The organism is Variovorax boronicumulans NBRC 103145 (genome assembly GCF_001591345.1).
In the GTDB taxonomy this organism is placed as follows: domain Bacteria; phylum Pseudomonadota; class Gammaproteobacteria; order Burkholderiales; family Burkholderiaceae_C; genus Variovorax; species Variovorax boronicumulans.
Genome location: NZ_BCUS01000107.1, coordinates 1 through 21,602 on the forward strand (window position 1 = coordinate 1; position 21,602 = coordinate 21,602).

A 21,602-nucleotide genomic window follows, 5' to 3' on the forward strand; every position below is an offset into this window, starting at 1 on the left:
GTCGGTCGACGGGCAGGTGCGCACCGAGCGCCGGCGCTTCGACGGCGACCGCGCCACGGTGCGCGCGGCCACGGTGCACTACGCGCTGCAGACGCTGGTCCAGCTGCTGGCGCGCTGATCGCGCGCGGGCTGTTCAGGCCTGCATGAAATCGCCGACCGGCCGGCGCGGCGCGGGCGGCACCGGCGCCGTCGGAAAACCCAGGCGGCACATCATCTGCACGGTCGGGCTGCGCGCATGGCGCGACGGCGCGGCGCCGATCAGCATGTCGTGCGCCGCCGCGTGGTGCGGCGCCATCTCCGGAAATTCCTCGAGCGGCTGGCTCATGGGCTGCATGCCCAGGCCCAGGTCGGTGGCGCGCAGCTGCTGACGCACGTAGGCGCGGCCCGCGGCGATCTGCTCGCTGCGGCTGTTGCCGCCGGTGCTGATCCAGACGAAGCCCATCGCCGTGTGGGCCTGGTCCTCGAACATCCGCAGCGTCTGCCGGAACGACAGGCTGTCTTCGGCGGCCGGCACCTCGCGGTCGAAGCGCCCCAGCGCGACCGCCATGCGCAGCGCCGGATCGTTGAGCGAGAAGCCGTCGCGGTGCGCCAGGATTTCCTGCGGCCCGATGCGCAGCAGGCGCAGGTTCTCGCGCGCGGTGTGGGGCGTGACCAGCTCCACGCGCGCCGCCGCCGCGCACAGCTTGCGCAGCGGCAGCACGCGGGCCATGTCGACCGTGCCCGCCGATTGCACGCCCCCGCCCGCCCCCGAGGCCACGGCCGCGGTGAGTCCCTGCAGCATGTCGGCCGACACCGCGCGTCCGGTGTCGAAGCGCTGCTTGGGCGTGCGCCGCCGCAGCACCTGCGCGAACAGCGGATCGGGCGTGCCGCCGCGCGACAGCGTGAGGCGCGCCACCGGCAGGTCGGGCCACTGCTGCGGCGCATCGCCCACCAGCTCGCCCTGCGGCCACAGCTGCACGCGCGCCTGCACGCCCTGCTGGGCCAGCGCCATCACCAGCAGCTCGATGAACGCACCGTGGCCGATCATGAGCTGGCGGCCGAAGGGGTCGGTGGCGGGCTGCACGCGGGCGCGGTCGGCGTGCAGCACGATGGCGTCGGGCTCGCGCAGGTCGACCCGCCACGGCTGGCCGTTGTAGGCCGTGGGCGCGGTGACGGCATAGGCGACGGCGCGCTTGCGCACGTCGGGCTCGTCGCCCGGGCCGTTCCAGATCTCGAAGGCGGCGGCCGGCACGTCGGCGTGGAGCCACCAGGTGGCCAGGGCCGTGGCGCCCGCCGCCACCGCGAGGCCGCCGCCCAGCAGGCGCACGAAATTTCTGCGTTCTCTCATGGGCTCGATCGGTTGAAGCATCGGGCGCGTGACACACGGCCTGCCCGTGGCCGATTGCAGCACCGCCCCGCGCGACGCCACGCGGCCCCCTGTCGTTTCCGACAGGGGTGGGTCGGCTCAGGGCGTGAGCAGGCCCAGCGCCAGGGCCCGCGCGCAGGTGGCGGTGCGGCCCTGCGTGTCGAGCTTGCGGGCGGCGCCCACGAGGTGGAAGTACACGGTGCGTTCGCTGATGTGCAGGATCTCGGAGATTTCCCAGGTCGACTTGCCCACGGCCACCCAGTGCAGCACCTCGCGCTGGCGCGCACTCAGCACCGGCACCTTCGCGTCGCCCTGCAGCCGGCGCACGGTCGAATGCAGGCAGGAGGCGAAGTAGTTCATCGGCGCCAACGTTGCACGCAGTTCGCGCAGGTCGGCGGTGGCGTCGGTGGTCAGGGTCATGAAGGCCCAGTCGATGCCGGGCGTCCACAGCGGCACGGTCAGCCCCGCCTTCAGCCCGTGCTCGCCGGCGCTGCGCAGCAGGCCGCGGGCACGCTGCCCGATGTCGGCACGCGTGTGGCTCACCTGCCCGAGCCAGCTCCATGCGGTGGCCGGCATGCCGGCGCGCACATGCTGCACGCGGGCGTCGGCCTGCTCGCCGGCGCTGCTGCGCAGCGACTCGTAGCGGGTGCGGGCCCACGCCGGGGGCAGGTCGTGGAAGAACACCAGCGCGTCCTGCGCGGGGGTGTCGGCACGGGGCGCGGGCACCGGGCGCTTGAGCACGTAGGCGCCGTGGTTGAAGCCCATCGCCCGCATCGCGCGGCGGTTGACCTGCGCGACCTCCTCGAGCGTGCGGGCGGCCATGACGGCCTCGACGAACTGCCAGTCGTTGATCACCTCGGCCATGGATGCGTCCCCTCGGGTTGTGGCGGCGGGCGCAGCGCTGTGGTTCTGGTTTTTCTGCGGCCACCGCCAGGGCACCGGCCCTGCAAGGACCGGCATCGGGGCGCATGTTAATGCGGGACACCCGGAATCACCCATGCGCTTCCTTGCGCGCCGCATCCCGGCGATGATCTGGGACCACCCATCCCGAGGCCCCATGACCGCTGCCACCCACGCCCCGACCATCGAGCGCTTCTACAGCGCGTTCTCGCAACTCGACGCCGGCACCATGGCCGCCTGCTACGCGCCCGACGCGGTGTTCGACGACGAGGCCTTTTCGCTGCGCGGCCGGCGCGAGATCGGCGGCATGTGGCGCATGCTCTGCGAAGCCACCAAGGCCAAGGGCGCCGACGTGTGGCGCCTGAGCTGGCGCGACGTGCAGGCCGACGCCCGCACGGGCAGCGCGCACTGGGACGCCCACTACCGCTTCAGCTCCACCGGCCGCCTGGTCGACAACAGCATCGACGCGCGCTTCACCTTCACGCCCGACGGCCTGATCGCCACGCACCGCGACAGCTTCCCGTTCTGGACCTGGTCGCGGCAGGCGCTGGGCACGCCGGGCCTGCTGCTGGGCTGGACGCCGATGCTGCGCAACAAGGTGCGCGCCACCGCCGCCGCCAACCTCGCCACTTTTCTTGCACGCCAACCCTCATGACCACTTCTTCCTCGACCGCCCTCACCTTCACGAACAACGAAGCGCAGCACCGCTACGAAGCCTCGCTCGACGGCAAGCTCGCGGCCTATGCCGAGTACAACCTGCTGACCGACGCGATCCTGTTCACGCACACCGAGGTGCTGCCCGAACATGAAGGCAAGGGCGTGGGCTCGGGCATTGCGAGGCACGTGCTCGATGAGGCGCGCGCCAACGGGCGGCATGTGATTCCGGTGTGCCAGTTCATCGCGGGCTACATCCGCAAGCACCGCGAGTACGCCGACCTCGTGCGCCCGGACATCCAGCGCGCCTTCAAGATCTGACGGAGGCCGCCTTCGGCGCGGGCAGCCACGCGAAGGCGGCGATGCCGATCACCAGCAGCGCGGCAATGACCGCCAGCACGGCGGTCAGCGGATCGCCGCCGTGCGCCGCGGCCACCGAGGCCGCCACGCCCGTGCCCCACTGCATGAACGCGACACCCAGGAACATCGCCATGGTGAAGACGGCCATCGCGCGGCCCGTGAGCGCGGCCGGGTAGGCCACGCGCACGTCGGCGTACTGCCAGACGATGAAGCCCGAGAGCACGCCGATGAGCACCATGCCCGCGATGTCCAGCCAGGCGGAATGCACCACGGCGATGAGCGCGAACAGGCCGGCGTAGAAAAGGCCGCAGGCCACGATCCAGCGGCGGCGCGCGGCGCCGTCGCGGTCGAAGCGGCCGAACAGCGGCGAGCCGAACAGCGCGATCACCGACACCGCGAGCGCGACGTTGCCGCTTTGCACCAGCGAGTAGCCGTGGCGCTCCATCATCAGCGGCCCCAGCCACAGCCCGCGCAGCGAGATGAAGGCCGCGTACGTCACCGCACCCAGCACCATGATGCCCAGCGTGTGCGGCATCGCGAACAGCGCGCCGAACTGGCGCACGGCTTCGGGAATCGACTCTTTCTGCTGCGGCACAGCCGACGCGGGCTCGTGCACCCAGCGCCAGATCGCGAGCCAGGCCAGCGCAGACGCCAGTGCAAGCACCAGGAAGCCCGCGCGCCACGAGTAGGCCTGCACCAGCCACGCGAGCGGCGTGCCGGTGGCCAGCATGCCCAGGCCGCCGATGGCCAGCACCAGGCCCGACACGGTGGCGAAACGCGCCGCCGGAAAGTGCCGCGCGATGAACACCGTGCACACCAGGAAGGCCGGCGCGCAGCCGACGCCGATCAGCGCCTGCCCGGCCACCAGCACGAGGTAGTTCGGCGACACGGCCGACAGCAGTGCACCCGCGATCGCGACGGGAAAGGCCACGAGCACGGTGCGGCGCACGCCGTGCAGGTCGATGCCGATGCCCATGAAGAGCTGCATCGCGCCGAACGCAAAGTGAAAAGCCCCCGAGAAGATCCCGAGGGCTTGAGCCGAAAGGTGGAAGTCCGACTGCAGCGGGCTTGCCATGATGGCGCCGACGGTGCGGAAGGCCTGGCTGAGCGCAACCCCTGCGCAGAGGGCGAGGACCATGACCCAGGCGGCTCGGGGTGTCAGGGGCTGTGCTGCAGGGCTCATGAGGTGTTCGTGTTCTTGGGGCTGCTGTTCAGGGCGCGTGCACAGGCCACCGGGTACTTCCCTCCGCGAATGTCCCCCGGGGCTTCGCCCCTCCTCCTTGATTTCGCTGCGGGAAGCACCCAGTGTCCTGCGCACGGGAAGTGGCGGTGGCGTGCTCGCCGATCAACGGCCGCGCTGCCCAACGCTCACGCCGATGGGGTGCCTTGCGCAGCGAAATCAAGGGGGAGCCCGAAGGGCGGAGGACATTCGCGGAGCAAGGTACCCCGTCGGCGGGAGCGCGCCCTGAACACCGCGCTCCATGCGAGAGCTGGGAAGAAACCCAGTCACTCACCGTGGCACTTCTTGTACTTCTTGCCGCTGCCGCACGGGCACGGATCGTTGCGCCCGGGCGTGGCTTCCTTCCGGATCGTCTCGACCTTCGGGCCCAGGCTCTTCCAGAGCTGGCGCAGGTCGTACACCGCCCAGATCGCGGCGCCGAAGTCGTCCAGGCGCTGCTGGCTCACGCTGGGCGGGCCGTTCTCATCGTACATCGACAGCGTGGGCTTGGCGGTGTCGTCCTCGGTCAGCGCGACGATGTTGTCGAGCGCGTCGTCGAGCATCTGCGCGGCTTCCTTGTCGCGCGGCGCGGCCCAGTCTTCGGGCCAGTTCTCGACCGCGTACATGAAGCCCAGCGCCCAGACCTGGGCGAACGAAGGGATCTCTTCGGCGGCCATCTCGGCACGTTCTTCCTCGGGCAGCGAGGCGATGGCGCCTCGGGTGTCGAGCACTTCGGGCTGCCAGCTGCGCTCGTCCTCGAGCGATTCGACGGGCGCGTCCAGGCCTTCCTCGATCTCGCGCCAGCGGCGCTTCCAGTTCCAGACGAACTCCATGTGCTGGGCCGGCACGAAGTGGTCGCCCAGCAGCACGGGCCAGTATTCGGTGGGGTCGATGGGGCGGCGCGTGCAGATCAGCGCGGCCATGAAGCCTTCGCAGAACTCCCACTGGGGAATTTCCTCGTCGTGCTCGCGCATGGCGTCGAGCGCGCTGTCGAGGGCGTCGAAATCGTCGGGGCCCAGGGCTTGCGAGGAGGCGGCCAGGGCGGTGTCAGGGGTATCGGGGGTGTCGGGTGTGGTCGTCATGGCAGCAGTCATGGCAGGTTGGGGGCAGCCCTCTATGATGCAGCAGGCTCCAGCCGACATCTGATGACTATGCCCACGATTATTCCGTTTCCCGCACGCTACAGCGCGTTCGTCCTGTGTGTGCTGGGTCTGGTCGCCTGCCTGGCGCTGGTTCTGGCCTCGCCGCACCTGTGGCTCGCGTGGATCGGCGTGGCCGCTTTCGCGGTGCTCACCGGCACCGGCGTGCACGACCTGCGCCAGGCGCGCCACGCCATCCTGCGCAACTACCCGGTCATCGGGCACCTGCGCTTTCTGCTCGAATTCATCCGCCCCGAGATCCGCCAGTACTTCATCGAGAGCGACGCCGAGGCCGCGCCCTTCTCGCGCGCCCAGCGCTCGCTGGTGTACCAGCGCGCCAAGGGCGAGCCCGACAACCGGCCCTTCGGCACGCAGCTGAACGTGTCGGCCGCGGGCTACGAGTGGATCAACCACTCGATGCAGCCCACGAAGCTGGACGGGCACGATTTCCGCATCGTGATCGGCGGCACGCCGCAGCCGGCCGATGCGAACCTGGCGCAGGTCTGCACGCAGCCTTACAGCGCGAGCGTGTTCAACATCTCGGCGATGAGCTTCGGCGCGCTGTCGGCCAACGCCATCCTCGCGCTCAACCAGGGCGCGCAGATGGGCGGCTTTGCGCACGACACCGGCGAAGGCTCGATCTCGCAGCACCACCGCGTGCACGGCGGCGACCTGATCTGGGAAATCGGCTCGGGCTACTTCGGCTGCCGCAACGACGACGGCACCTTCAACGCCGAGCGCTTCACCGCCAACGCGCGCGACCCGCAGGTGAAGATGATCGAGATCAAGCTCAGCCAGGGCGCCAAGCCCGGCCACGGCGGCGTGCTGCCGGCGGCCAAGGTCACGCCCGAGATCGCGGCGGCGCGCGGCGTGCCGGTGGGCGTGGACTGCGTCTCGCCCTCGTCGCACAGCGCGTTCTCCACGCCGACCGAGATGATGCATTTCGTGGCGAAGCTGCGCGAGCTGTCGGGCGGCAAGCCGACCGGCTTCAAGTTCTGCCTGGGCCACCCGTGGGAATGGTTCGGCATCGTCAAGGCGATGCAGGCCACCGGCATCACGCCCGACTTCATCGTGGTCGACGGCGCCGAAGGCGGCACCGGCGCGGCGCCGGTCGAGTTCAGCGACCACGTGGGCGCGCCGCTGCAGGAGGGCCTGCTGCTGGTGCACAACACGCTGATCGGCGTGAACCTGCGCCACCGCATCAAGATCGGCTGCGCCGCCAAGGTGATTACCGCCTTCGACGTTGCGCGCATGATGGCGCTGGGCGCCGACTGGTGCAACGCGGCGCGCGGCTTCATGATGGCGCTGGGCTGCATCCAGGCCCAGAGCTGCCACACCGGCCACTGCCCCACCGGCGTGACCACGCAGGACCCGGTGCGCCAGCAGGCGCTGGTGGTGCCGACCAAGGCCGACCGGGTGCGCAACTTCCACCGCAGCACGCTGCATGCGCTGCAGGAGCTGGTGCAGGCCGCGGGCCTCGATCATCCGCAGCAGATCACCGCGCACCACATCGTGCGCCGCATCTCCGACACCGAGGTGCGCCTGTTGAGCAACCTGGTGATGCAGGTGCAGCCCGGCGCGCTGCTCGGGCCGCTGGACCACCAGCACACCGTTTTCCGCACCTACTGGCCGCTGGCCAGTGCACAGAGTTTCCAGCCCGTGACGCAGGGCCCGCACGGGCTGCTGGCGCCGGGCTTCGCCATGGCCGCATGAATCCACTGAGACGAGGAGGCGCCGCGACGCGCCTGTACAGCCAACGGGGCGCCGCGTCGGCGCCCGCGCCGCTCGACGACGCCCCGGGTTCGGCGCCCGGCGACTACGCCGAGTTCCTGCGCGTCACCCTGCCCAGGCAGGCCAAGAACGTGGCCAGCCACCGCTTCGGCAGCGAGCGCGTCTGGCTCAAGAAGGCCGGCCCACGCCATGGCAAATGGGGCTACCGCGTGATGGCACTGGCCGCGCGGCTGGCCGGCCTCGACGTGATCAAGCCCGTGCCCAATCCGGGCGGCGAGGCCGCCATCGCCACCGAGGCACGGCGCCTGAAGCAACTGGCCGCCGCAGGCCTGCGCGTGCCGATCGTGCTGGCGCAGCAGGCCGACGGGCTGCTGATTTCCGACCTCGGCGAAAGCGGCCGTGCCACCGTGGTGCTGCAGGAGCGCATCGACCAGGCCGCCGCCGCCGGCCCCGCTGCCCTGCTCGCCGTGTGGCGCGAGGGCCTGGCCGCCATCGCCGCCGTGCACCTGTGCGGCCAGCACCTGAGCCAGGCCTTCGACCGCAACCTCGTGCAGTGCCCTGACGGCGTGATCGGCTACATCGATTTCGAGGACGACCCCTCCGAGGTCATGACCCTGGCCGAATGCCAGGCCCGCGACTGGCTGAGCTACCTGCACTCCACGGCCATGATGCTCGAGGCCGCCGCGCCGCAGGCCGCGGGCCAGCACTGGCACGCGGCACTGAGCAGCGTGAACGAAGAAGTGCGCGAGCGCATCGCGAACGCGGCGCGGCGCATGAAGTGGGCGCAGAAGCTGCCGGCCAGCCGGCGCTGGGGACGGGACACGCAGCGCGTGCGGGCCGTCGCGCGCTTGCTAGGGCAGTGGTACGAGCTGAACAAGGCCTGAGTCAGATCGGCGTGGCCTAGGCCAGCGCCGAGCGCACCGCCACCCCGCGCAGCGCCAGCCGCTTCTTCATCGACAGCACCGCCTTGTCCTTGCTGAACAGCTGCGCCCCGTGCGCCACGGACAGGTCGATGAACACCTGGTCGTCCGGGTCGCTGCACACGCAGGGCGCGCGCGCCGGCACCTCGGTCACCAGCTGCACGCGCGCATCGAAATCCGCGAGCACCACCGGAATCGTCAGCTCCCGCTGCGCCATGCGCCGGGCGATCAGCGGGTAGCCCAGCACGCGTTCCAGTTCGCTGCGCATCGCGGGCGTGGCCAGCCAGCGCAGCGCGCCGCGTGCGAGGTCGTCGACCAGCGGCGCCCAGGCCGGGTCTTCGAAGACCAGCAGGTCGAGCGCGATGTTGGTGTCGATGACGACGAGGTCGGGGGCTGGCAAGGTCATGGGTCGCGTGAAATCTGTCTATCGCCGATGTTGCACCATGCGGCGCCCGGGCTTCTAGCGCGCCGCCGGCCGCCCTGAAGGCATCGCCAGCACCTTCGCGTCGGCGACGAGCCGCGCGTAGGCAAAGTCGGTGAAGGCCTTGATCCGCGCCACCTCCTTCAGGTCGGGATGCGTCAGCACCCAGACCTGCGTGTCGAGCGCCTCCCGCGGCGGCTCGACCTGCACCAGCTCGTCTTCCGCGTCGGCCAGCATGCACAGGAGCATGCCCAGGCCCAGGCCGCGCTTCACGAGCTGCGTCATGCCCACGAGGCTGTCGACGCGCGCCGCAATCCGCGCTGGCGGCACCTGTTCGCGCAGCCACTTGGCCTGCAGGAGGTGCGACAGGCCCTCGTCGGGCGCAACCCAGTCGTGCGCAGCCAGCGGTGTCGCCGTCGGGTGCTTCGCGAGGTAGGCCTTCGACGCATACACCGCCGTCTGCAGGCGCCCCGCCCGGCGCCCGACCAGGTGGTCCGGCGGGGCGTTGGTCGGGCGGATCGCCACGTCGGCCTCGCGCTTGGTCAGGCTCAGGAACAGGTTGTTCATCACCACCTGCAGCTCGATGCCCGGGTGCAGCGCCCGGAAGTCCGCCAGGATCGGCCCGAGCAGCCCGGCCATGAAGGTGTCGGTGCTGGTGATGCGGATGACGCCGGTCAGCCGCAGGTCGAGCCCCATGAGGTGGCGCTGCGCGGCGTCGATCTGCTCGCCCACGCCCTGCAGGCGCTCGCGCAGCGCCTCGCCGGCCAGCGTCATCGCGTAGCCGGCGGGCAGGCGGTCGAACAGGCGCACCGCCATGCGTGCCTCGAGCGCGCCCAGGCGCCGCAGCACGGTGGAGTGGTTCACGCCCAGCTGGCGCGCGGCGCCGGAGAGCGAGCCGGCCTGGCCGACGGCCAGGAACACGCGAAAGTCGTCCCAGTCTGCGTCCTGCATTTATGCATATCCCGGATGCGATTTTTTCGAATGGCTTTGCAAACGTGCCGATCCTACAGTCGTCCGCAAGGGGCCGCGATTCGCCTGCCCCGCATCCACACCACACGGAGGTCGAACCACCATGGACGCGTTTTTCATTCCCGCCTCGCTCGTCGCCGGGGGCCTGCTCGCGGTGCAGGCCGGCGCCAACGCCCAGCTCTCCAAGGCCACGGGCAGCCCGTTCACCGCCACGACCTTGCAGCTGTCGGTCGGCACGCTGGCCCTGCTGGCGGTGGCGCTCGCCACGGGCACGCTGACGGCGCTGGCCGGCCTGCCGGGCGTGCCGTGGTGGCACGTGATCGGCGGCACGGCCAGCGCCTTCTACGTGGTCTCGACCATCCTGCTGTTTCCGCGCCTGGGCGCGGTGGTGGCGGTCGGCCTGTTCATCGCGGGGCAGATGCTGGCCTCGTTCGCGCTCGACACCTTCGGCCTGCTCGGCGTGGCCCCGAAGGCGCTGACACCGGCCATGACCGGCGGCACGCTGGCGGTGCTGCTCGGGGCCGGGGCCATCGTCGCCGGGCAGGCCGGCAGCCTGCGCCAGGCGCTGGCAGGCAAGGCGGGCTGGATCGTGCTGGCGCTGCTGGCCGGCGCGGTGCTGCCGGTGCAGGGCGTGGTCAACGGGCTGCTGCGGCAGGACCTGGGCGCACCCTTCGCGGTGGGCGCGGTGAGCTTCTTCGTGGCGACGCTGGCGATGGCCCTGGCGCTGCTGCTCGTGACGCTGTTCCGGCGGGCGCCTGCCCCTGCGGCGGCCGCACCGCAAGGCTCGGCGCTGCGCGGCATGCCGTGGTGGGGCTGGCTCGGCGGTTTTGCGGGCGCGGCCTATGTGACGACGGTGTTCACGGCGATCCCGGCCATCGGCGCCGCGGCCGCGGTCGGGCTGACGGTGGCGGGGCAGCAGGTGGCGTCGGTGTTCGTCGACCGCTACGGCTGGTTCCGGCTGCCGCAGCGCCCGGTGTCGGGGCTGCGCATGGCGGGCGTGGCCGTGCTGCTGCTCGGCGTGGCCATCATCAAGCTGCTGTGAAAGGAGCGAACGCCATGGCCTGGTTTCTTCTGCTTGCCGCCGGACTGGTGGAGATCGTGATGGCCCTCGCGCTGAAGGCCGCGGCGGGCTGGGAGCGCCCCGGCGCCGGCGCGCTGGGCCTGGGCGCCGCGCTGGCGAGCATCGTGCTGCTCACCGCCGCGATGAAGACGCTGCCGGTCGGGACGGCCTACGCGATCTGGACCGGCATCGGCGCCATCGGCGTCACGCTGATCGGCATCTTCTTTTTCCAGGAGAGCGCGGCGCCGCTGCGGCTGGTGTGCATCGCGCTGATCTTCCTGGGCATTGCGGGCCTGAAGCTGCAGAGCTAGTTCAGGTGGGCGCGTCTTGCGGCGCGGCCCGGTTCGAGCCCCGCACCATGTCGAAACGGAACAGCCGGCATTCGATGGGGCCGTTCCACATCGGCACGCGGCGCGACTCCTTCAGGCGCATCTGCTTGGGCAGCTTCAGGTCGGGCGTGAGCACCCAGGCGGTCCAGCCCGCGTAGTTCTTCTTCCAGTGGGTGGCGAGCTGCGGAAAGAAATCGCCGCCGTCGCCGCCTTCACCATCGCCCGGGGTCTGGGCGGCTTCGCGGGCGCCGAAGCGCGCCACGCCGCCGACCTCGATGCGCTCGCCGTACGGCGGGTTGAGCATGATCACGCCGCCCTCGGCCGGCGGCATGCGCTGCAGGGCGTCGCCGCCGCGGAACTCGATGGCGCCGGCCACGCCCGCGCGTTCGGCGTTGCGCTCGGCAAAGTCGACCATGCGGTGCGAGACGTCGGAGCCGAAGACGGCGATGGCGCTCGCATGCTGCGCGTTGGCGGCTTCATTCTTGATGGCCGCCCAGACATGCGCCTGGAACGGCAGCAGCTTCTCGAAGCCGAAGCGCCGCAGCGAGCCCGCCGCGATGCCGCTGGCGATCTGCGCGGCTTCGATGGCGATGGTGCCGCTGCCGCAGCAGGGGTCGTACAGCGGGGCCTTCGCGACCTCGCCGGTCTCGGGGTTCCACCAGCCGCTGGCGGCCAGCATGGCGGCGGCCAGGGTTTCCTTCAGCGGGGCATCGCCCTTGTCCTGGCGCCAGCCGCGCTTGAACAGCGGCTCGCCCGAGGTGTCGATGTACAGCGTGCAGCTGTCGGTGGTCAGGTGCGCAAAGATGCGGCAGTCGGGCCACTGGGTCTCGATGCTCGGGCGCACGCCGTTGGCCTTGGCGCGGAAGCGGTCGGCCACGGCGTCCTTGATGCGCAGGGTGGCGAAGTTCAGGCTCTGCAGCGGGCTGTGCTGGGCCGTGGTCTCGATCTTGAAGGTCTGCTTGGGCGTGAACCAGATCTCCCAGGCCACGCCGTTGGCGATGGCGTACAGGTCGTTCTCGTTGCGGTACGGCCCATGGGCCAGTTCGACCAGCACGCGCTGCGCGAGCCGGCTGTGCAGGTTGAGCTTGAGGCCGTCGCGCCAGTCGGCGCGCACGCGCACGCCGCCGCGCAGGGTGAGCAGGTCCTGCCCGGCACGGCCGGTCAGGGCATGCACCTCCTGGGCAAGGAATTCCTCGACGCCGGCGGCGCAAGGCAGGAAAAATGAGAGATCGTTCACGGAAAGTCGGCCATCGGGAAGCCCGCTAAGGGCCCCCATTGTCGCCGGGGCTGGGGCCTTCTCTATATAGTCGATTTGCCCATGACGCCCACCCCCGCCTCCGCGGCCCCCCCGGCAGACGCCCGCGACGGCGACCACCGCTTCGCGATCCAGTGCGAAGTGCTGCGCTTGTCGATCCGCCCGCTCGGGCCGGTGCTGCTGGTGCAGTACCTGCTCAACTGCGGCGTGGCGGCGCTGTTCGCCTGGCAGTTCTCGCCGGTGCGCGCGCTGGTGTGGCTGGCGCTGGTCACCGGCGTCACGGTGATGCGCGGCTTCTTTCCCCAGCGCCTGCCCGAGCCCTTCACGCCCGCCACCCTGCGCACCGCGCAGCGCCAGCACACGCTGCGCACGGCCATCTGGGAGCTGGCGCACGGCCTGGCCGGCGTGCTGCTGTTCAACCCCGAGCGGCCCGACCTGCAACTGCTGCTGGGCCTCATCCTCATGGGCATGACGCTGTCGTCGGCGTTCTCGGTGTCGTTCTACACGCCGGCCACGCAGCTGGCCATCACGCTGCTGCTGGCGCCGGTGATCGTCACGGGCCTGTGGCTCGGGGCGCCGGTGATGATGGCGGTCGCGGTGATCGGCATCGGCCTGACCGCGATGATGTGGAAGCTGGTGGCCGACCATTCGCGCCAGCTCGAGGAGAACATCGGCCTGCGCCTGAACGAGCGCACGCTGCGCGAACAGGCGCTGGCCGGCCTGCGCGCCTCCGAGCAGGCCCAGGCCGAGCGGCTGCGTTTCTTCTCGGCGGCCAACCACGACCTGCGCCAGCCGGTGATGGCCATCGGGCTGCAGGCCGAGGTGCTGCGCCAGCAGCTGCAGCACGGCACCGACAGCGCGGCGGTGCAGCACACGGTGGCCTCGCTCTCGCGCGCGCAGCAGGCGCTCGAGGGCCTGACCAACCAGCTGCTCGAGATCGGCCGCATCGAAGCCGCGGTCGATCCGCTGCGCCCGGCGGCGGTGGCGCTGGCGCCGCTGCTGAACGAGCTGGCGCGCCAGGCCGGCGAAGGCCGCGTCGCGGTGCGCTGCCCGGCCGAGGCGGTGGCCTGGACCGACGCGGTGGCGCTGCGCCGCGTGCTCTCCAACCTGCTGGACAACGCCCTCAAGTTCACGCCGCGCGGGCGCGTGCTGCTGGCCGTGCGGGCGCGCCGCCGGCCCGGCACCGACACCGGGCGCGCGTGGCGCGTCGAGGTGCGCGACAGCGGCATCGGCATCGCGGCCGAATCGCAGACGCGCGTGTTCGACGACTTCGAGCAGGTCGGCAACGTGGAGCGCAACCTGCAGCACGGCCACGGCCTGGGGCTGGCGATCGTGCGGCGGCTGGCGGGGCAGCTGAGCATCGAGGTCGCGCTGCGCTCGGCGCCGGGCAAGGGCTCGGTCTTCAGCTTCGAGCTGCCGGCGGCCCGCCCCGGTGCCGCGGCCGTGCCGGCGCCCGCGCCCTCCGTGGCGCTGGACGAGCCCGACGCCGACGCCGTGCTGCGCCCCGGCCTCGCCGTGCTGGTGGTCGAAGACAACATCGTGGTGGCCGACAGCCTCTCGGCGCTGCTGCGGCACTGGCACGTGGCGCCGCGCATCTACGCCAGCGCCGCCGAGGCGCTCGCGCTGGCCGACCTGGACGCGCTCGACGTGGCGCTGTGCGACATCCGCCTGCCCGGTGCGTTCAACGGCATCGCGCTGGCCGAGCGGCTGGCGCAGCGCAAGCCCGCGCTGACGATCGCGCTGATCTCGGCCGACATCACCGAAGCCACGCAGCAGCTGGCCGCCACGCGCGGCTGGCACGCGCTGCGCAAGCCGGTGCAGCCGGACGCGCTGCGGCGCGTGCTGCTGCGAGCCCAGCAGCAGCAACAACCGCCGTCGTCGACGTAGCGCTCGGCGAGGGCCGGCCCCGCTGCGGTGTCATCGCTTCCGAGCTATGCTCCGCGCACAGGCCGCCGCCGCCCCTGCCCCGATGCCCGTCGAACCACTTTCCGCCCCTGCCGTTGGCGCCGCCGCCCTGCGCGAGCCCCGCTACGGGCGGGTCGCGATGGCCCTGCACTGGCTGCTCGCGGCGATGATCGTCGGCTCGCTCGGCGTCGGGCTCTACATGACGGGCCTGCCCTTCTCGCCGCAGCGCCTGAAGCTCTACAGCTGGCACAAGTGGGCCGGCATCACCATCCTCCTGCTGTCGGCGCTGCGGCTGCTGTGGCGCCTCACGCACCGCCCGCCGCCGCTGTCGGCGCGGGTGCTGGCGGCCATGCCGACCTGGCAGCGGGCCGCCCACCGCATCAGCCATGCGCTGATGTACCTGCTGTTCTTCGCGGTCCCGCTGTTCGGCTGGGCCTACAGCTCGGGCATGGGCGTGCCGGTCGTGTGGTTCGGCCTGCTGCCGCTGCCCGACCTGGTGGCGGTCGACAAGGACTTCGCCGAGGCCGTGCTCAAGCCGCTGCACCAGCGCAGCGCCTTCCTGCTGGCCGGCGTCACGCTGCTGCACGTGGCGGCGGCGCTCAAGCACCACTGGATCGACCACGACGGTCTGTTGCAACGCATGTGGCCCGCGCCACGCAAGGAATCCGCCGGATGACGACCCGTCTTTTGTGGGGCACCGCCGCCCTCCTCGGCCTCGCGCTGCACGCCGCGGCCGAGCCCATGCCGGCCACCACTGCCAAACTGGTTCCAGAGAAGAGCCAGATCGCCTTCGTCAGCAAGCAGATGGGCGTGCCGGTGGAAGGCAGCTTCAAGCGCTTCGACGCGCAGGTCGCCTTCGACCCCAAGAAGCCCGAGGGCGGCTCGGTCGTGCTGCAGATCGACACCGCCAGCGCCGGCTTCGGCGTGCCCATGAGCGATGCCGAGCTGCCCAAGCCGACCTGGTTCGACACCGCGCATTTCCCGCAGGCCAGCTTCCGCTCGAGCGCCATCAAGGCGCTGGGCGAGGGCCGCTTCGAGATGGCCGGCAAGCTCACCATCAAGGGCGTCAGCAAGTACGTGACGGTGCCCGTGAGCATCGTGTCGTCGGGCGGCGCGTATTCGGTCGCCACGGGCACCCTCACGATCCAGCGGCTCGACTACAAGGTGGGCGACGGCGAATGGACCGACACCTCGGTGGTCGGCAACGAGGTGCAGGTGCGCTTCAAGCTGACGCTCGCGGGCCTCGGGCCGCTGTGACGACGATTTCATTTCCCATGCATCCTTCTTCCCTTGCCATGAACAAGCTCTTCTTCGCCGCGGTCCTGTGTGCGGGCGCGGCCCTGCCGCTGGCCGCAACGGCCCAGGAATACACCGCGCCGCCGCTGGCCGCCAAGCCCGCGGGCGGGCCGGTCAAGAACGCCAGCTACGTGATCGACCCGACCCACACCTTCGTCATGTACGAGATGGGCCACTACGGCACCACCACCAACCGCGGCCGCTTCAGCACCAAGGACGGTTCGGTGCAGATCGACGGCACCGGCGCCAGCGGCAAGGTCGACATCACGATGGACATCAGCTCCATCAACACCGGCGTCGACCTGCTCAACCGCCACGTGCAGAGCAAGGACTTCTTCAACGTGGCCGAATTCCCCACCGGCCGCTTCGTGGCCGAGCGCATCGACTTCAGCGGCGACAAGGTGACCGACGTGCCCGGCACGCTCACGCTCATGGGCCAGACCAAGCCGGTGACGCTGAAGGCCGTGCGCTTCAACTGCTACCTGAATCCGCTGATCAACCGCCAGGTCTGCGGCGGCGACTTCGAGGCCACCGTGCAGCGCAGCGACTGGGGCATCACCTGGGGCCTGAACTTCGGCTTCGAGAACAAGGTAAAGCTGCTGGTGCAGGTCGAAGCCGTGAACGTGCAGTAATGACGACGACACCAGGAGCCACGCGATGATGGACACCACCCTTTCCCTGCTCGGCATCGCCGGCGCCATGGCCGTGGGCGCGATGAGCCCCGGCCCGAGCTTCGTCATGGTGGCGCGCACGGCCGTGGCCTCGCGCAGCGACGGGCTCGCGGCGGCCCTGGGCATGGGCGCTGGCGGGCTGGCGTTCTCCATCGCAGCGCTGGCCGGGCTGCAGGCAGCGTTCCTCGCGGTGCCGGCGCTGTACCTCGCGATCAAGGCCTTCGGCGGCGCCTACCTGATCTACCTGGGCTTTCGCATCTGGCGCGGCGCGCGGCAGCCACTCGCGATCACGCCCGACACGGACGCCTCGCCGCGCCAGCAAGGCCGCAGCGGACGCACCTTCCTGCTCGGCCTGGCCACGCAGGTCAGCAACCCGAAGACGGCGGTGGTGTACGCCAGCATCTTCGCGGCCTTCCTGCCGCGCGAGGTGCCGCTGGTGCTGGCGCTCGCGGTGCCGGCCGTGATCTTCTGCATCGAGACGGGCTGGTACGCGATCGTCGCGCTGGCGCTGTCCTCGGCCGCGCCGCGCGCCGCCTACCTGCGCTACAAGACCTGGATCGACCGTGCGGCCGGCGGCGTGATGGGCCTGCTGGGCCTGCGGCTGGTGTGGTCGGCCGTGCGCGGCACCTGATCGATCAGGTTCGACCGGCGATGCCGGCTCCGGGCAATGCGCCCGGGGGAAGCCGCGTCTTTCTTCACGCGGTCTGGATTTCTTGAGGGGATGTGCGCGGCAGCCGGGTTGTTTTCAATCGGCAACGGCTATGGTCCCGCTTCCAGGTCCAGCTTCGTCATCAAGCCAATCGCATGCCATTCGTCCACCAACTCCTGATCGCCGCCGCTCTCACGGTTGTTGCAACACAGTCCTCTTCCGCGACGCTACAGGACGAAGATCTGAACAGGGCCCTGCAGGGCGTGTGGTGCAACTCCGATGACGGTGGAAAAACGTGCCATGGGTATGACGAATACGTCGACGGCACAAGCTCCTTTTGTGGGGCTTTTCCTGAAAGCAAGGAGCCCTACACCGCGGCAATGCGCTACAAGATTCAGGGCAATCGCATCTGCGCCGTGATCACTGCGAGCAGCAACCCGATCATTGGGCCCGGCTTTTCATTCTGCGATGAGATTCTTGAGATCGACGAACACTCCGTGCGCTCTTACATGGCCTGGTTCGATACGGTCGAGACGAGATTTCGTGTCCCGAAGTCTCAAATGACCTGCGCGACTCCCGAAAAGCCACCGCTCCCGCGTTGAGGCTCGCCGCCAGCGACCATCTGCGGCAGCGCCATGCTTGCAAAGCCTTTCGCGAAGCACCGCTGCGCTACAGCAAGCTCTCGGGCGTGAGCGGCGCCAGCAGCTCGAGCATGGTGCGGTCCCAGAAGCCCGAGTCGGGTTCTTCGTGCAGCACGGTGGTCTTGCCGCCTTCCTCGCTGACCCATTCGATGCGCCGCGAGCCGACTGCGCCCGCATCGGCGCCTTCGGCAAAGCGCAGCCGGTAGGCGCCCTGCTGCTTGAGCACATCGAGCAGCTTCAGGGTCTGCTGCGCCATCTCGGGGCTGCGGATGAACAGGCCGATCTCGGTGTTGTGGACCTCGGAGCGCGGATCGAAATTCATCGAGCCGACGAACAGGATGCGCTGGTCGATCACCGCCGACTTGGCATGCAGCCGGCCCACCGACGTGCCGAACAAACCCAGCCGCACGCTGCGCCGCGTGCGCGCGGAACTCAGCTCGTGCAGCTCGGCGCCCAGCGCCAGCATGTCGGCGCGGTAGCGGCGGTAGGCGGTGTGCACCAGCGGCTCGTCGGTGGCGGCGAGCGAGTTGGTGACCACGCTGATCTTCACGTTGCGCCCGCGGATCTCGCGCATCACCTCCAGCCCCGACGCGCCCGGGATCAGGTAGGGCGAGACCAGCGTCACCTCGCTGCGTGCGCGGCGCATCTGCTCGACCACGTTGTAGCGCACGCTATCGACGTCGAGCAGCGGCACGCCGCCGTACGACGCGGTCTTGCCGATCACGCGGTCGGGCGAATCGGCATACGCCTCGGCGGTGGTCCAGATCAGGCCGAGCTTGCCGGCGTCGAGGTCGTCGGCCACCGGGCTGTAGCCGAGCAGGTCGTTGGGCGCAGGTTTGGGCGGCGGCGGCGTGGTGTCGGGGCCGGTGGCGGCGTCGAAGCGGCGCTGCAGTTCTTCGCGCGGCAGGTCGGTGTGCACGACCGCGCCGATCGGGCGCACGTGCGGACTGTTCCAGTACTGGTCGAACAGCACGCCCAGGCGCGGGATCAGCGCGCCCGTCACGAAGGTGTCGAGGTCGATGAAGTTCGGGCCGGTGGTGCGGCGGAAGTACTGGTTGCCGATGTTGCGCCCGCCCGCCACCGCCATCGCACCGTCGGCGATGAAGAGCTTGTTGTGCATGCGGCGGTTGACGCGGCTGAAGTCGAAGAGCGAGGCGGTGAAGCGCTTGAGCAGGCTGCCGCGCCCGGCCGGGAACGGATTGAACAGGCGCAGCTCCACGTTCGGCGTGGCGGCCAGGCCGAGCAGCAACTCGTCTTCGCCGGACGTGTAGAGGTCGTCCATCAACAGGCGCACGCGCACGCCGCGCTGGGCCGCATCGCGCAGGGTGCGCAGCAGGTAGCGGCCGGTCTCGTCGTTCTCGATCTGGTAGTACTGCACGTCGAGCGTGCGCTGCGCGCGGCGCGCCAGCTGCAGCCGCGTGTCGAAGGCGAAGTCGCCGCCGGGCATCAGGCGAAAGCCGCTGAGGTCGGGGTCGGGCTGCGAGGCCAGCGCGATCTTGCCGAGCGCGGTGTCGGCCGAGACGGCGATGGCCTTGGTGGGCGGGCGCGGTGCCTCGTCGGGCAGCGTGGCACAGCCGGCAAACAGCAGCGCCGCCGCGATGACGACCACCCAGTGCCCACAGCGCGACAGCAGGCGGCTCGTCATCGTCGGTCTTCTACAGGGCCTTGCGCAGATTGGCGGGCGCGATGCGCAGCGCTTCGCGGTACTTGGCGACGGTGCGGCGCGCGCACTCGATGCCCTGCTCTTTCAGCATCTCGGAAATCTGGCTGTCGGACAGCGGCTTCTTGATGCTCTCGGAACTCACGAACTGCTTGATCAGCGCGCGCACCGCGGTGCTCGACGCGTTGCCGCCGGTCTCGGTGCCCAGCGCCGAACCGAAGAAGTACTTCAGCTCGACCGTGCCGAAGGGCGTGGCCATGTACTTGGCGGTGGTCACGCGCGAGATGGTCGACTCGTGCAGGCCCAGCTCGTCGGCGATCTCGCGCAGCACCAGCGGGCGCATGGCCAGCTCGCCGTGCACGAAGTAGCTCTTCTGGCGCTCGACGATGGCGTTGCTCACGCGCAGGATGGTGTCGAAGCGCTGCTGGATGTTCTTGATGAACCAGCGCGCCTCCTGCAGCCGCTGCGACAGCGCCTGGCTGCCCTCGCCCTTGTGCGACTTGAGCGCGCCGGCGTAGATGTCGTGCACGCGCAGGCGCGGCATGACCTCGGGGTTGAGCATGACGCGGAACTTCACGTTGGTGCCGCGCCCGGTCTTGGTGACGATCACGTCGGGGATGACGATGTTGCGCTCGACGTCGACAAAGCGGCGCCCCGGCTTGGGTTCGAGCCGCGCAATGACCTGCAGCGCCGAGCGCACCAGGTCTTCGTTGGTGCGCGTGAGCGTGGCCAGGCGCTTGAAGTCGCGCCGCGCGAGCAGCTCCATCGGCTGCTTGCAGATCGCGATGGCGGTCTTGCGCACGAGCGCTTCGGCCTCGGTCTCGTCTTCGCTGGCGAGCGCCTTCAGCTGGATGCTCAGGCATTCGCCGAGGTCGCGCGCGCCGACGCCCACCGGCTCCAGGCTCTGCAGCAGGCCCAGCGCCACCTGGAAGTGGTGCACGAGGTCGTCGAACTGGTCGTTGTCGTCGCCCGCCAGGCCCGAAGCCAGCGCGGGCAGCGAGTCTTCGAGGTAGCCGTCGTCGTTGAGCGACTCGATCAGGAAGCGCAGCGCGGCGCAGTCGTTTTCATTGAGCCGCAGGCTCAGCGCCTGGCGGTGCAGGAAGGACTGCAGCGACTCCTGGCTGCGCGCGAGTTCGGTGGCGTCGGCACGCTCGTCGTCGCCCAGGTTGTTCTGGCGCGCGGGCGCATCGCTGCCCCACTCGCTGTCGTCGGGCGCCATGTCGACGGTGCCGTCGCCTTCCCAGTCGGGCTCGCGCTCGGCGATCTCGGCGGCGGGGCCGTCGGTGTCGGGGGTCGAGGTGCTGGTGTCGCTGGACGTGGAGGAAGTGCTGGCGGCGGACGGCGTGAACTCGGCCTCGCCCTCGCCCGCGTCGTCGCGCGGCACCGGCGCATCGGCCGTGTCCAGCCCGAATTCCTCGCGCGCCGCTTCTTCCGCGGTGCGTTCGAGGAACGGGTTCTCGTCCAGCATCTGCTCCACTTCCTGGCTCAGTTCGAGCGTGGAGAGTTGGAGCAGGCGAATGGACTGCTGCAGCTGTGGCGTCAGCGCCAGATGCTGCGAGACGCGAAGGGACAGCCCTTGCTTCATGGAGACCCGACCCTCCCTTACATGCGGAAGTGCTCGCCCAGGTACACCCTGCGTACCTCGGCGTTGTCGACGATCTCCGAGGGTGTGCCTTGTGCCAGCACGTGCCCGTCGCTGATGATGAACGCGTGATCGCAGATGCCCAGCGTCTCACGCACGTTGTGGTCGGTGATGAGCACGCCGATGCCGCGCTCTTTCAGGAAGCTGATGATCCGCTGGATCTCGATCACCGCGATCGGGTCGATGCCGGCGAAGGGCTCGTCCAGCAGGATGAAGCGCGGCTGGGTGGCCAGCGCGCGTGCAATTTCAACGCGGCGACGCTCGCCGCCCGACAGCGCGAGCGCGGGCGAATCGCGCAGGTGGTCCACGCGCAGGTCGGCCAGCAGGTCGGCCAGGCGCTCTTCGGTGTGCTGCTTGGTCAGCGGCATCATGCGGCCGTTGGCGTCGGGCTCGCGCTGCAGCTCGAGCACGGCACGCACGTTTTCCTCGACCGTGAGCTTGCGGAAGATCGAGGCTTCCTGCGGCAGGTAGCTCAGGCCCATGCGCGCGCGGCGGTGAATGGGCATGTGGGCGATGGGCTCGCCGTCGATGGTGATCTCGCCGGCGTCGGCGCGCACCAGCCCGACGATCATGTAGAACGAGGTGGTCTTGCCCGCGCCGTTGGGGCCGAGCAGTCCGACGACCTCGCCCTTTTGCACATCGAGCGAGACGTCTTTCACGACCGTGCGGCTGCCGTAGCTCTTCTTGAGGCCGCGCGCCACGAGGCGGCTGCCCGGAATGCCGTCGGCGGCCTGGGTTCCTGCGGTTTCGATCACTTGCGCCCTTCCCCTTCGGTGCCGCCCAGCGTGGTGGTCGGGCGCAGCCCGGCGCCGGGCGCGGGGGTGGGTGCCGGGGCC

The 21,602-nt window shown here is 70.3% G+C and carries 22 protein-coding genes; 12 read left to right on the top strand and 10 right to left on the bottom strand.

Annotation, left to right across the window (positions count from 1 at the left end; all coding sequences use genetic code 11):
- Positions 1-133 precede the first annotated feature (133 nt).
- A complete protein-coding gene (locus VBO01S_RS24490) occupies positions 134-1,327 on the bottom strand; it encodes an Acg family FMN-binding oxidoreductase (RefSeq protein WP_235926903.1) in 1,194 nt (397 codons plus the stop codon).
- 117 nt (positions 1,328-1,444) lie between these two features.
- Positions 1,445-2,209, bottom strand: coding sequence for a helix-turn-helix transcriptional regulator (locus VBO01S_RS33285; RefSeq protein WP_062480292.1), 765 nt, complete (start codon positions 2,207-2,209; stop codon positions 1,445-1,447).
- Positions 2,210-2,402: 193 nt separating this feature from the next.
- On the opposite strand from VBO01S_RS33285, the gene VBO01S_RS24500 reads away from it, so the two are divergent.
- Both VBO01S_RS24500 and VBO01S_RS24505 read left to right on the top strand, forming a co-directional pair.
- Positions 2,403-2,900 carry a nuclear transport factor 2 family protein gene (locus tag VBO01S_RS24500; RefSeq protein ID WP_062480293.1) on the top strand — a complete coding sequence of 166 codons (498 nt, stop codon included), beginning with the start codon at positions 2,403-2,405 and terminating at the stop codon, positions 2,898-2,900.
- Entirely contained in the window at positions 2,897-3,220 is a 324-nt protein-coding gene (locus VBO01S_RS24505; protein ID WP_062480295.1) for a GNAT family N-acetyltransferase, read from the top strand. Before VBO01S_RS24500 ends, VBO01S_RS24505 begins: the two co-directional genes overlap by 4 nt.
- Here VBO01S_RS24505 and VBO01S_RS24510 read toward each other — a convergent pair.
- The gene (locus VBO01S_RS24510) at positions 3,210-4,397 is read right to left on the bottom strand and encodes an MFS transporter (protein ID WP_062480297.1); all 1,188 of its coding nucleotides are present in this window, start codon (positions 4,395-4,397) and stop codon (positions 3,210-3,212) included. The genes VBO01S_RS24505 and VBO01S_RS24510 overlap by 11 nt on opposite strands.
- Before the next feature lie 368 nt (positions 4,398-4,765).
- Positions 4,766-5,560: a UPF0149 family protein gene (locus tag VBO01S_RS24515; RefSeq protein ID WP_062480299.1), complete on the bottom strand. Its 795-nt coding sequence runs from the start codon at positions 5,558-5,560 to the stop codon at positions 4,766-4,768.
- Between the two features lie 69 nt (positions 5,561-5,629).
- Between VBO01S_RS24515 and VBO01S_RS24520 the strand changes: the two genes are divergently transcribed.
- Both VBO01S_RS24520 and VBO01S_RS24525 read left to right on the top strand, forming a co-directional pair.
- Positions 5,630-7,330, top strand: coding sequence for an FMN-binding glutamate synthase family protein (locus VBO01S_RS24520; protein WP_062480301.1), 1,701 nt, complete (start codon positions 5,630-5,632; stop codon positions 7,328-7,330).
- Positions 7,327-8,232, top strand: coding sequence for a BUD32 family EKC/KEOPS complex subunit (locus tag VBO01S_RS24525; RefSeq protein WP_062480302.1), 906 nt, complete (start codon positions 7,327-7,329; stop codon positions 8,230-8,232). The genes VBO01S_RS24520 and VBO01S_RS24525 overlap by 4 nt, the downstream gene beginning before the upstream one ends.
- Positions 8,233-8,248: 16 nt before the next feature.
- On the opposite strand, the gene VBO01S_RS24530 is transcribed toward VBO01S_RS24525, so the two are convergent.
- Both VBO01S_RS24530 and VBO01S_RS24535 read right to left on the bottom strand, forming a co-directional pair.
- Entirely contained in the window at positions 8,249-8,674 is a 426-nt protein-coding gene (locus tag VBO01S_RS24530) for a PIN domain-containing protein (protein ID WP_062480304.1), read from the bottom strand.
- Between the two features lie 54 nt (positions 8,675-8,728).
- On the bottom strand, positions 8,729-9,640 hold the full coding sequence (locus tag VBO01S_RS24535) for a LysR family transcriptional regulator (RefSeq protein WP_062480306.1): 912 nt from the start codon (positions 9,638-9,640) through the stop codon (positions 8,729-8,731).
- 121 nt (positions 9,641-9,761) lie between these two features.
- On the opposite strand from VBO01S_RS24535, the gene VBO01S_RS24540 reads away from it, so the two are divergent.
- Both VBO01S_RS24540 and VBO01S_RS24545 read left to right on the top strand, forming a co-directional pair.
- Positions 9,762-10,700 (top strand): DMT family transporter, encoded by a 939-nt coding sequence (locus VBO01S_RS24540; RefSeq protein ID WP_062480308.1) that lies wholly within the window; start codon positions 9,762-9,764, stop codon positions 10,698-10,700.
- A gap of 14 nt (positions 10,701-10,714) precedes the next feature.
- A complete protein-coding gene (locus VBO01S_RS24545; protein WP_062480310.1) occupies positions 10,715-11,029 on the top strand; it encodes a DMT family transporter in 315 nt (104 codons plus the stop codon).
- 1 nt (position 11,030) lies between these two features.
- Here VBO01S_RS24545 and VBO01S_RS24550 read toward each other — a convergent pair whose 3' ends face one another.
- On the bottom strand, positions 11,031-12,284 hold the full coding sequence (locus tag VBO01S_RS24550) for a THUMP domain-containing class I SAM-dependent RNA methyltransferase (RefSeq protein ID WP_062480312.1): 1,254 nt from the start codon (positions 12,282-12,284) through the stop codon (positions 11,031-11,033).
- 81 nt (positions 12,285-12,365) lie between these two features.
- On the opposite strand from VBO01S_RS24550, the gene VBO01S_RS24555 reads away from it, so the two are divergent.
- From VBO01S_RS24555 to VBO01S_RS24580, 6 genes are all read left to right on the top strand, one after another.
- On the top strand, positions 12,366-14,189 hold the full coding sequence (locus tag VBO01S_RS24555) for an ATP-binding response regulator (RefSeq protein WP_062480314.1): 1,824 nt from the start codon (positions 12,366-12,368) through the stop codon (positions 14,187-14,189).
- An 82-nt stretch (positions 14,190-14,271) separates the two neighbouring features.
- On the top strand, positions 14,272-14,883 hold the full coding sequence (locus VBO01S_RS24560) for a cytochrome b (RefSeq protein ID WP_062480330.1): 612 nt from the start codon (positions 14,272-14,274) through the stop codon (positions 14,881-14,883).
- The gene (locus VBO01S_RS24565) at positions 14,880-15,464 is read left to right on the top strand and encodes a YceI family protein (protein ID WP_062480316.1); all 585 of its coding nucleotides are present in this window, start codon (positions 14,880-14,882) and stop codon (positions 15,462-15,464) included. Before VBO01S_RS24560 ends, VBO01S_RS24565 begins: the two co-directional genes overlap by 4 nt.
- Before the next feature lie 38 nt (positions 15,465-15,502).
- Positions 15,503-16,135: a YceI family protein gene (locus tag VBO01S_RS24570; RefSeq protein WP_062480318.1), complete on the top strand. Its 633-nt coding sequence runs from the start codon at positions 15,503-15,505 to the stop codon at positions 16,133-16,135.
- Positions 16,136-16,160: 25 nt separating this feature from the next.
- Entirely contained in the window at positions 16,161-16,805 is a 645-nt protein-coding gene (locus VBO01S_RS24575) for a LysE family translocator (RefSeq protein WP_062480320.1), read from the top strand.
- 173 nt (positions 16,806-16,978) lie between these two features.
- Positions 16,979-17,425, top strand: coding sequence for a hypothetical protein (locus VBO01S_RS24580; protein WP_062480322.1), 447 nt, complete (start codon positions 16,979-16,981; stop codon positions 17,423-17,425).
- A gap of 67 nt (positions 17,426-17,492) precedes the next feature.
- Here the strand turns inward: VBO01S_RS24580 and VBO01S_RS24585 are convergent, their stop codons facing one another.
- Genes VBO01S_RS24585 through lptB form a run of 3 tightly spaced genes read right to left on the bottom strand, consistent with a single transcriptional unit; the run spans position 17,493 to position 21,521 of the window.
- Positions 17,493-19,109: a phospholipase D family protein gene (locus VBO01S_RS24585; RefSeq protein ID WP_062480324.1), complete on the bottom strand. Its 1,617-nt coding sequence runs from the start codon at positions 19,107-19,109 to the stop codon at positions 17,493-17,495.
- 10 nt (positions 19,110-19,119) lie between these two features.
- The gene (gene rpoN, locus VBO01S_RS24590; RefSeq protein ID WP_062480326.1) at positions 19,120-20,709 is read right to left on the bottom strand and encodes an RNA polymerase factor sigma-54; all 1,590 of its coding nucleotides are present in this window, start codon (positions 20,707-20,709) and stop codon (positions 19,120-19,122) included.
- A gap of 17 nt (positions 20,710-20,726) precedes the next feature.
- A complete protein-coding gene (gene lptB / locus VBO01S_RS24595) occupies positions 20,727-21,521 on the bottom strand; it encodes an LPS export ABC transporter ATP-binding protein (RefSeq protein WP_062480328.1) in 795 nt (264 codons plus the stop codon).
- Positions 21,522-21,602: the final 81 nt, after the last annotated feature.

Excerpts from the sequence above, each read along its gene's own strand:
- VBO01S_RS24490 (WP_235926903.1), bottom strand. The coding sequence starts at position 1,327 with ATGAGAGAACGCAGAAATTTCGTGCGCCTGCTGGGCGGCGGCCTCGCG.
- VBO01S_RS33285 (WP_062480292.1), bottom strand. The coding sequence starts at position 2,209 with ATGGCCGAGGTGATCAACGACTGGCAGTTCGTCGAGGCCGTCATGGCC.
- VBO01S_RS24500 (WP_062480293.1), top strand. The coding sequence starts at position 2,403 with ATGACCGCTGCCACCCACGCCCCGACCATCGAGCGCTTCTACAGCGCG.
- VBO01S_RS24505 (WP_062480295.1), top strand. The coding sequence starts at position 2,897 with ATGACCACTTCTTCCTCGACCGCCCTCACCTTCACGAACAACGAAGCG.
- VBO01S_RS24510 (WP_062480297.1), bottom strand. The coding sequence starts at position 4,397 with ATGGTCCTCGCCCTCTGCGCAGGGGTTGCGCTCAGCCAGGCCTTCCGC.
- VBO01S_RS24515 (WP_062480299.1), bottom strand. The coding sequence starts at position 5,560 with ATGACGACCACACCCGACACCCCCGATACCCCTGACACCGCCCTGGCC.
- VBO01S_RS24520 (WP_062480301.1), top strand. The coding sequence starts at position 5,630 with ATGCCCACGATTATTCCGTTTCCCGCACGCTACAGCGCGTTCGTCCTG.
- VBO01S_RS24525 (WP_062480302.1), top strand. The coding sequence starts at position 7,327 with ATGAATCCACTGAGACGAGGAGGCGCCGCGACGCGCCTGTACAGCCAA.
- VBO01S_RS24530 (WP_062480304.1), bottom strand. The coding sequence starts at position 8,674 with ATGACCTTGCCAGCCCCCGACCTCGTCGTCATCGACACCAACATCGCG.
- VBO01S_RS24535 (WP_062480306.1), bottom strand. The coding sequence starts at position 9,640 with ATGCAGGACGCAGACTGGGACGACTTTCGCGTGTTCCTGGCCGTCGGC.
- VBO01S_RS24540 (WP_062480308.1), top strand. The coding sequence starts at position 9,762 with ATGGACGCGTTTTTCATTCCCGCCTCGCTCGTCGCCGGGGGCCTGCTC.
- VBO01S_RS24545 (WP_062480310.1), top strand. The coding sequence starts at position 10,715 with ATGGCCTGGTTTCTTCTGCTTGCCGCCGGACTGGTGGAGATCGTGATG.
- VBO01S_RS24555 (WP_062480314.1), top strand. The coding sequence starts at position 12,366 with ATGACGCCCACCCCCGCCTCCGCGGCCCCCCCGGCAGACGCCCGCGAC.
- VBO01S_RS24560 (WP_062480330.1), top strand. The coding sequence starts at position 14,272 with ATGCCCGTCGAACCACTTTCCGCCCCTGCCGTTGGCGCCGCCGCCCTG.
- VBO01S_RS24565 (WP_062480316.1), top strand. The coding sequence starts at position 14,880 with ATGACGACCCGTCTTTTGTGGGGCACCGCCGCCCTCCTCGGCCTCGCG.
- VBO01S_RS24570 (WP_062480318.1), top strand. The coding sequence starts at position 15,503 with ATGAACAAGCTCTTCTTCGCCGCGGTCCTGTGTGCGGGCGCGGCCCTG.
- VBO01S_RS24575 (WP_062480320.1), top strand. The coding sequence starts at position 16,161 with ATGATGGACACCACCCTTTCCCTGCTCGGCATCGCCGGCGCCATGGCC.
- VBO01S_RS24580 (WP_062480322.1), top strand. The coding sequence starts at position 16,979 with ATGCCATTCGTCCACCAACTCCTGATCGCCGCCGCTCTCACGGTTGTT.
- VBO01S_RS24585 (WP_062480324.1), bottom strand. The coding sequence starts at position 19,109 with ATGACGAGCCGCCTGCTGTCGCGCTGTGGGCACTGGGTGGTCGTCATC.
- rpoN (WP_062480326.1), bottom strand. The coding sequence starts at position 20,709 with ATGAAGCAAGGGCTGTCCCTTCGCGTCTCGCAGCATCTGGCGCTGACG.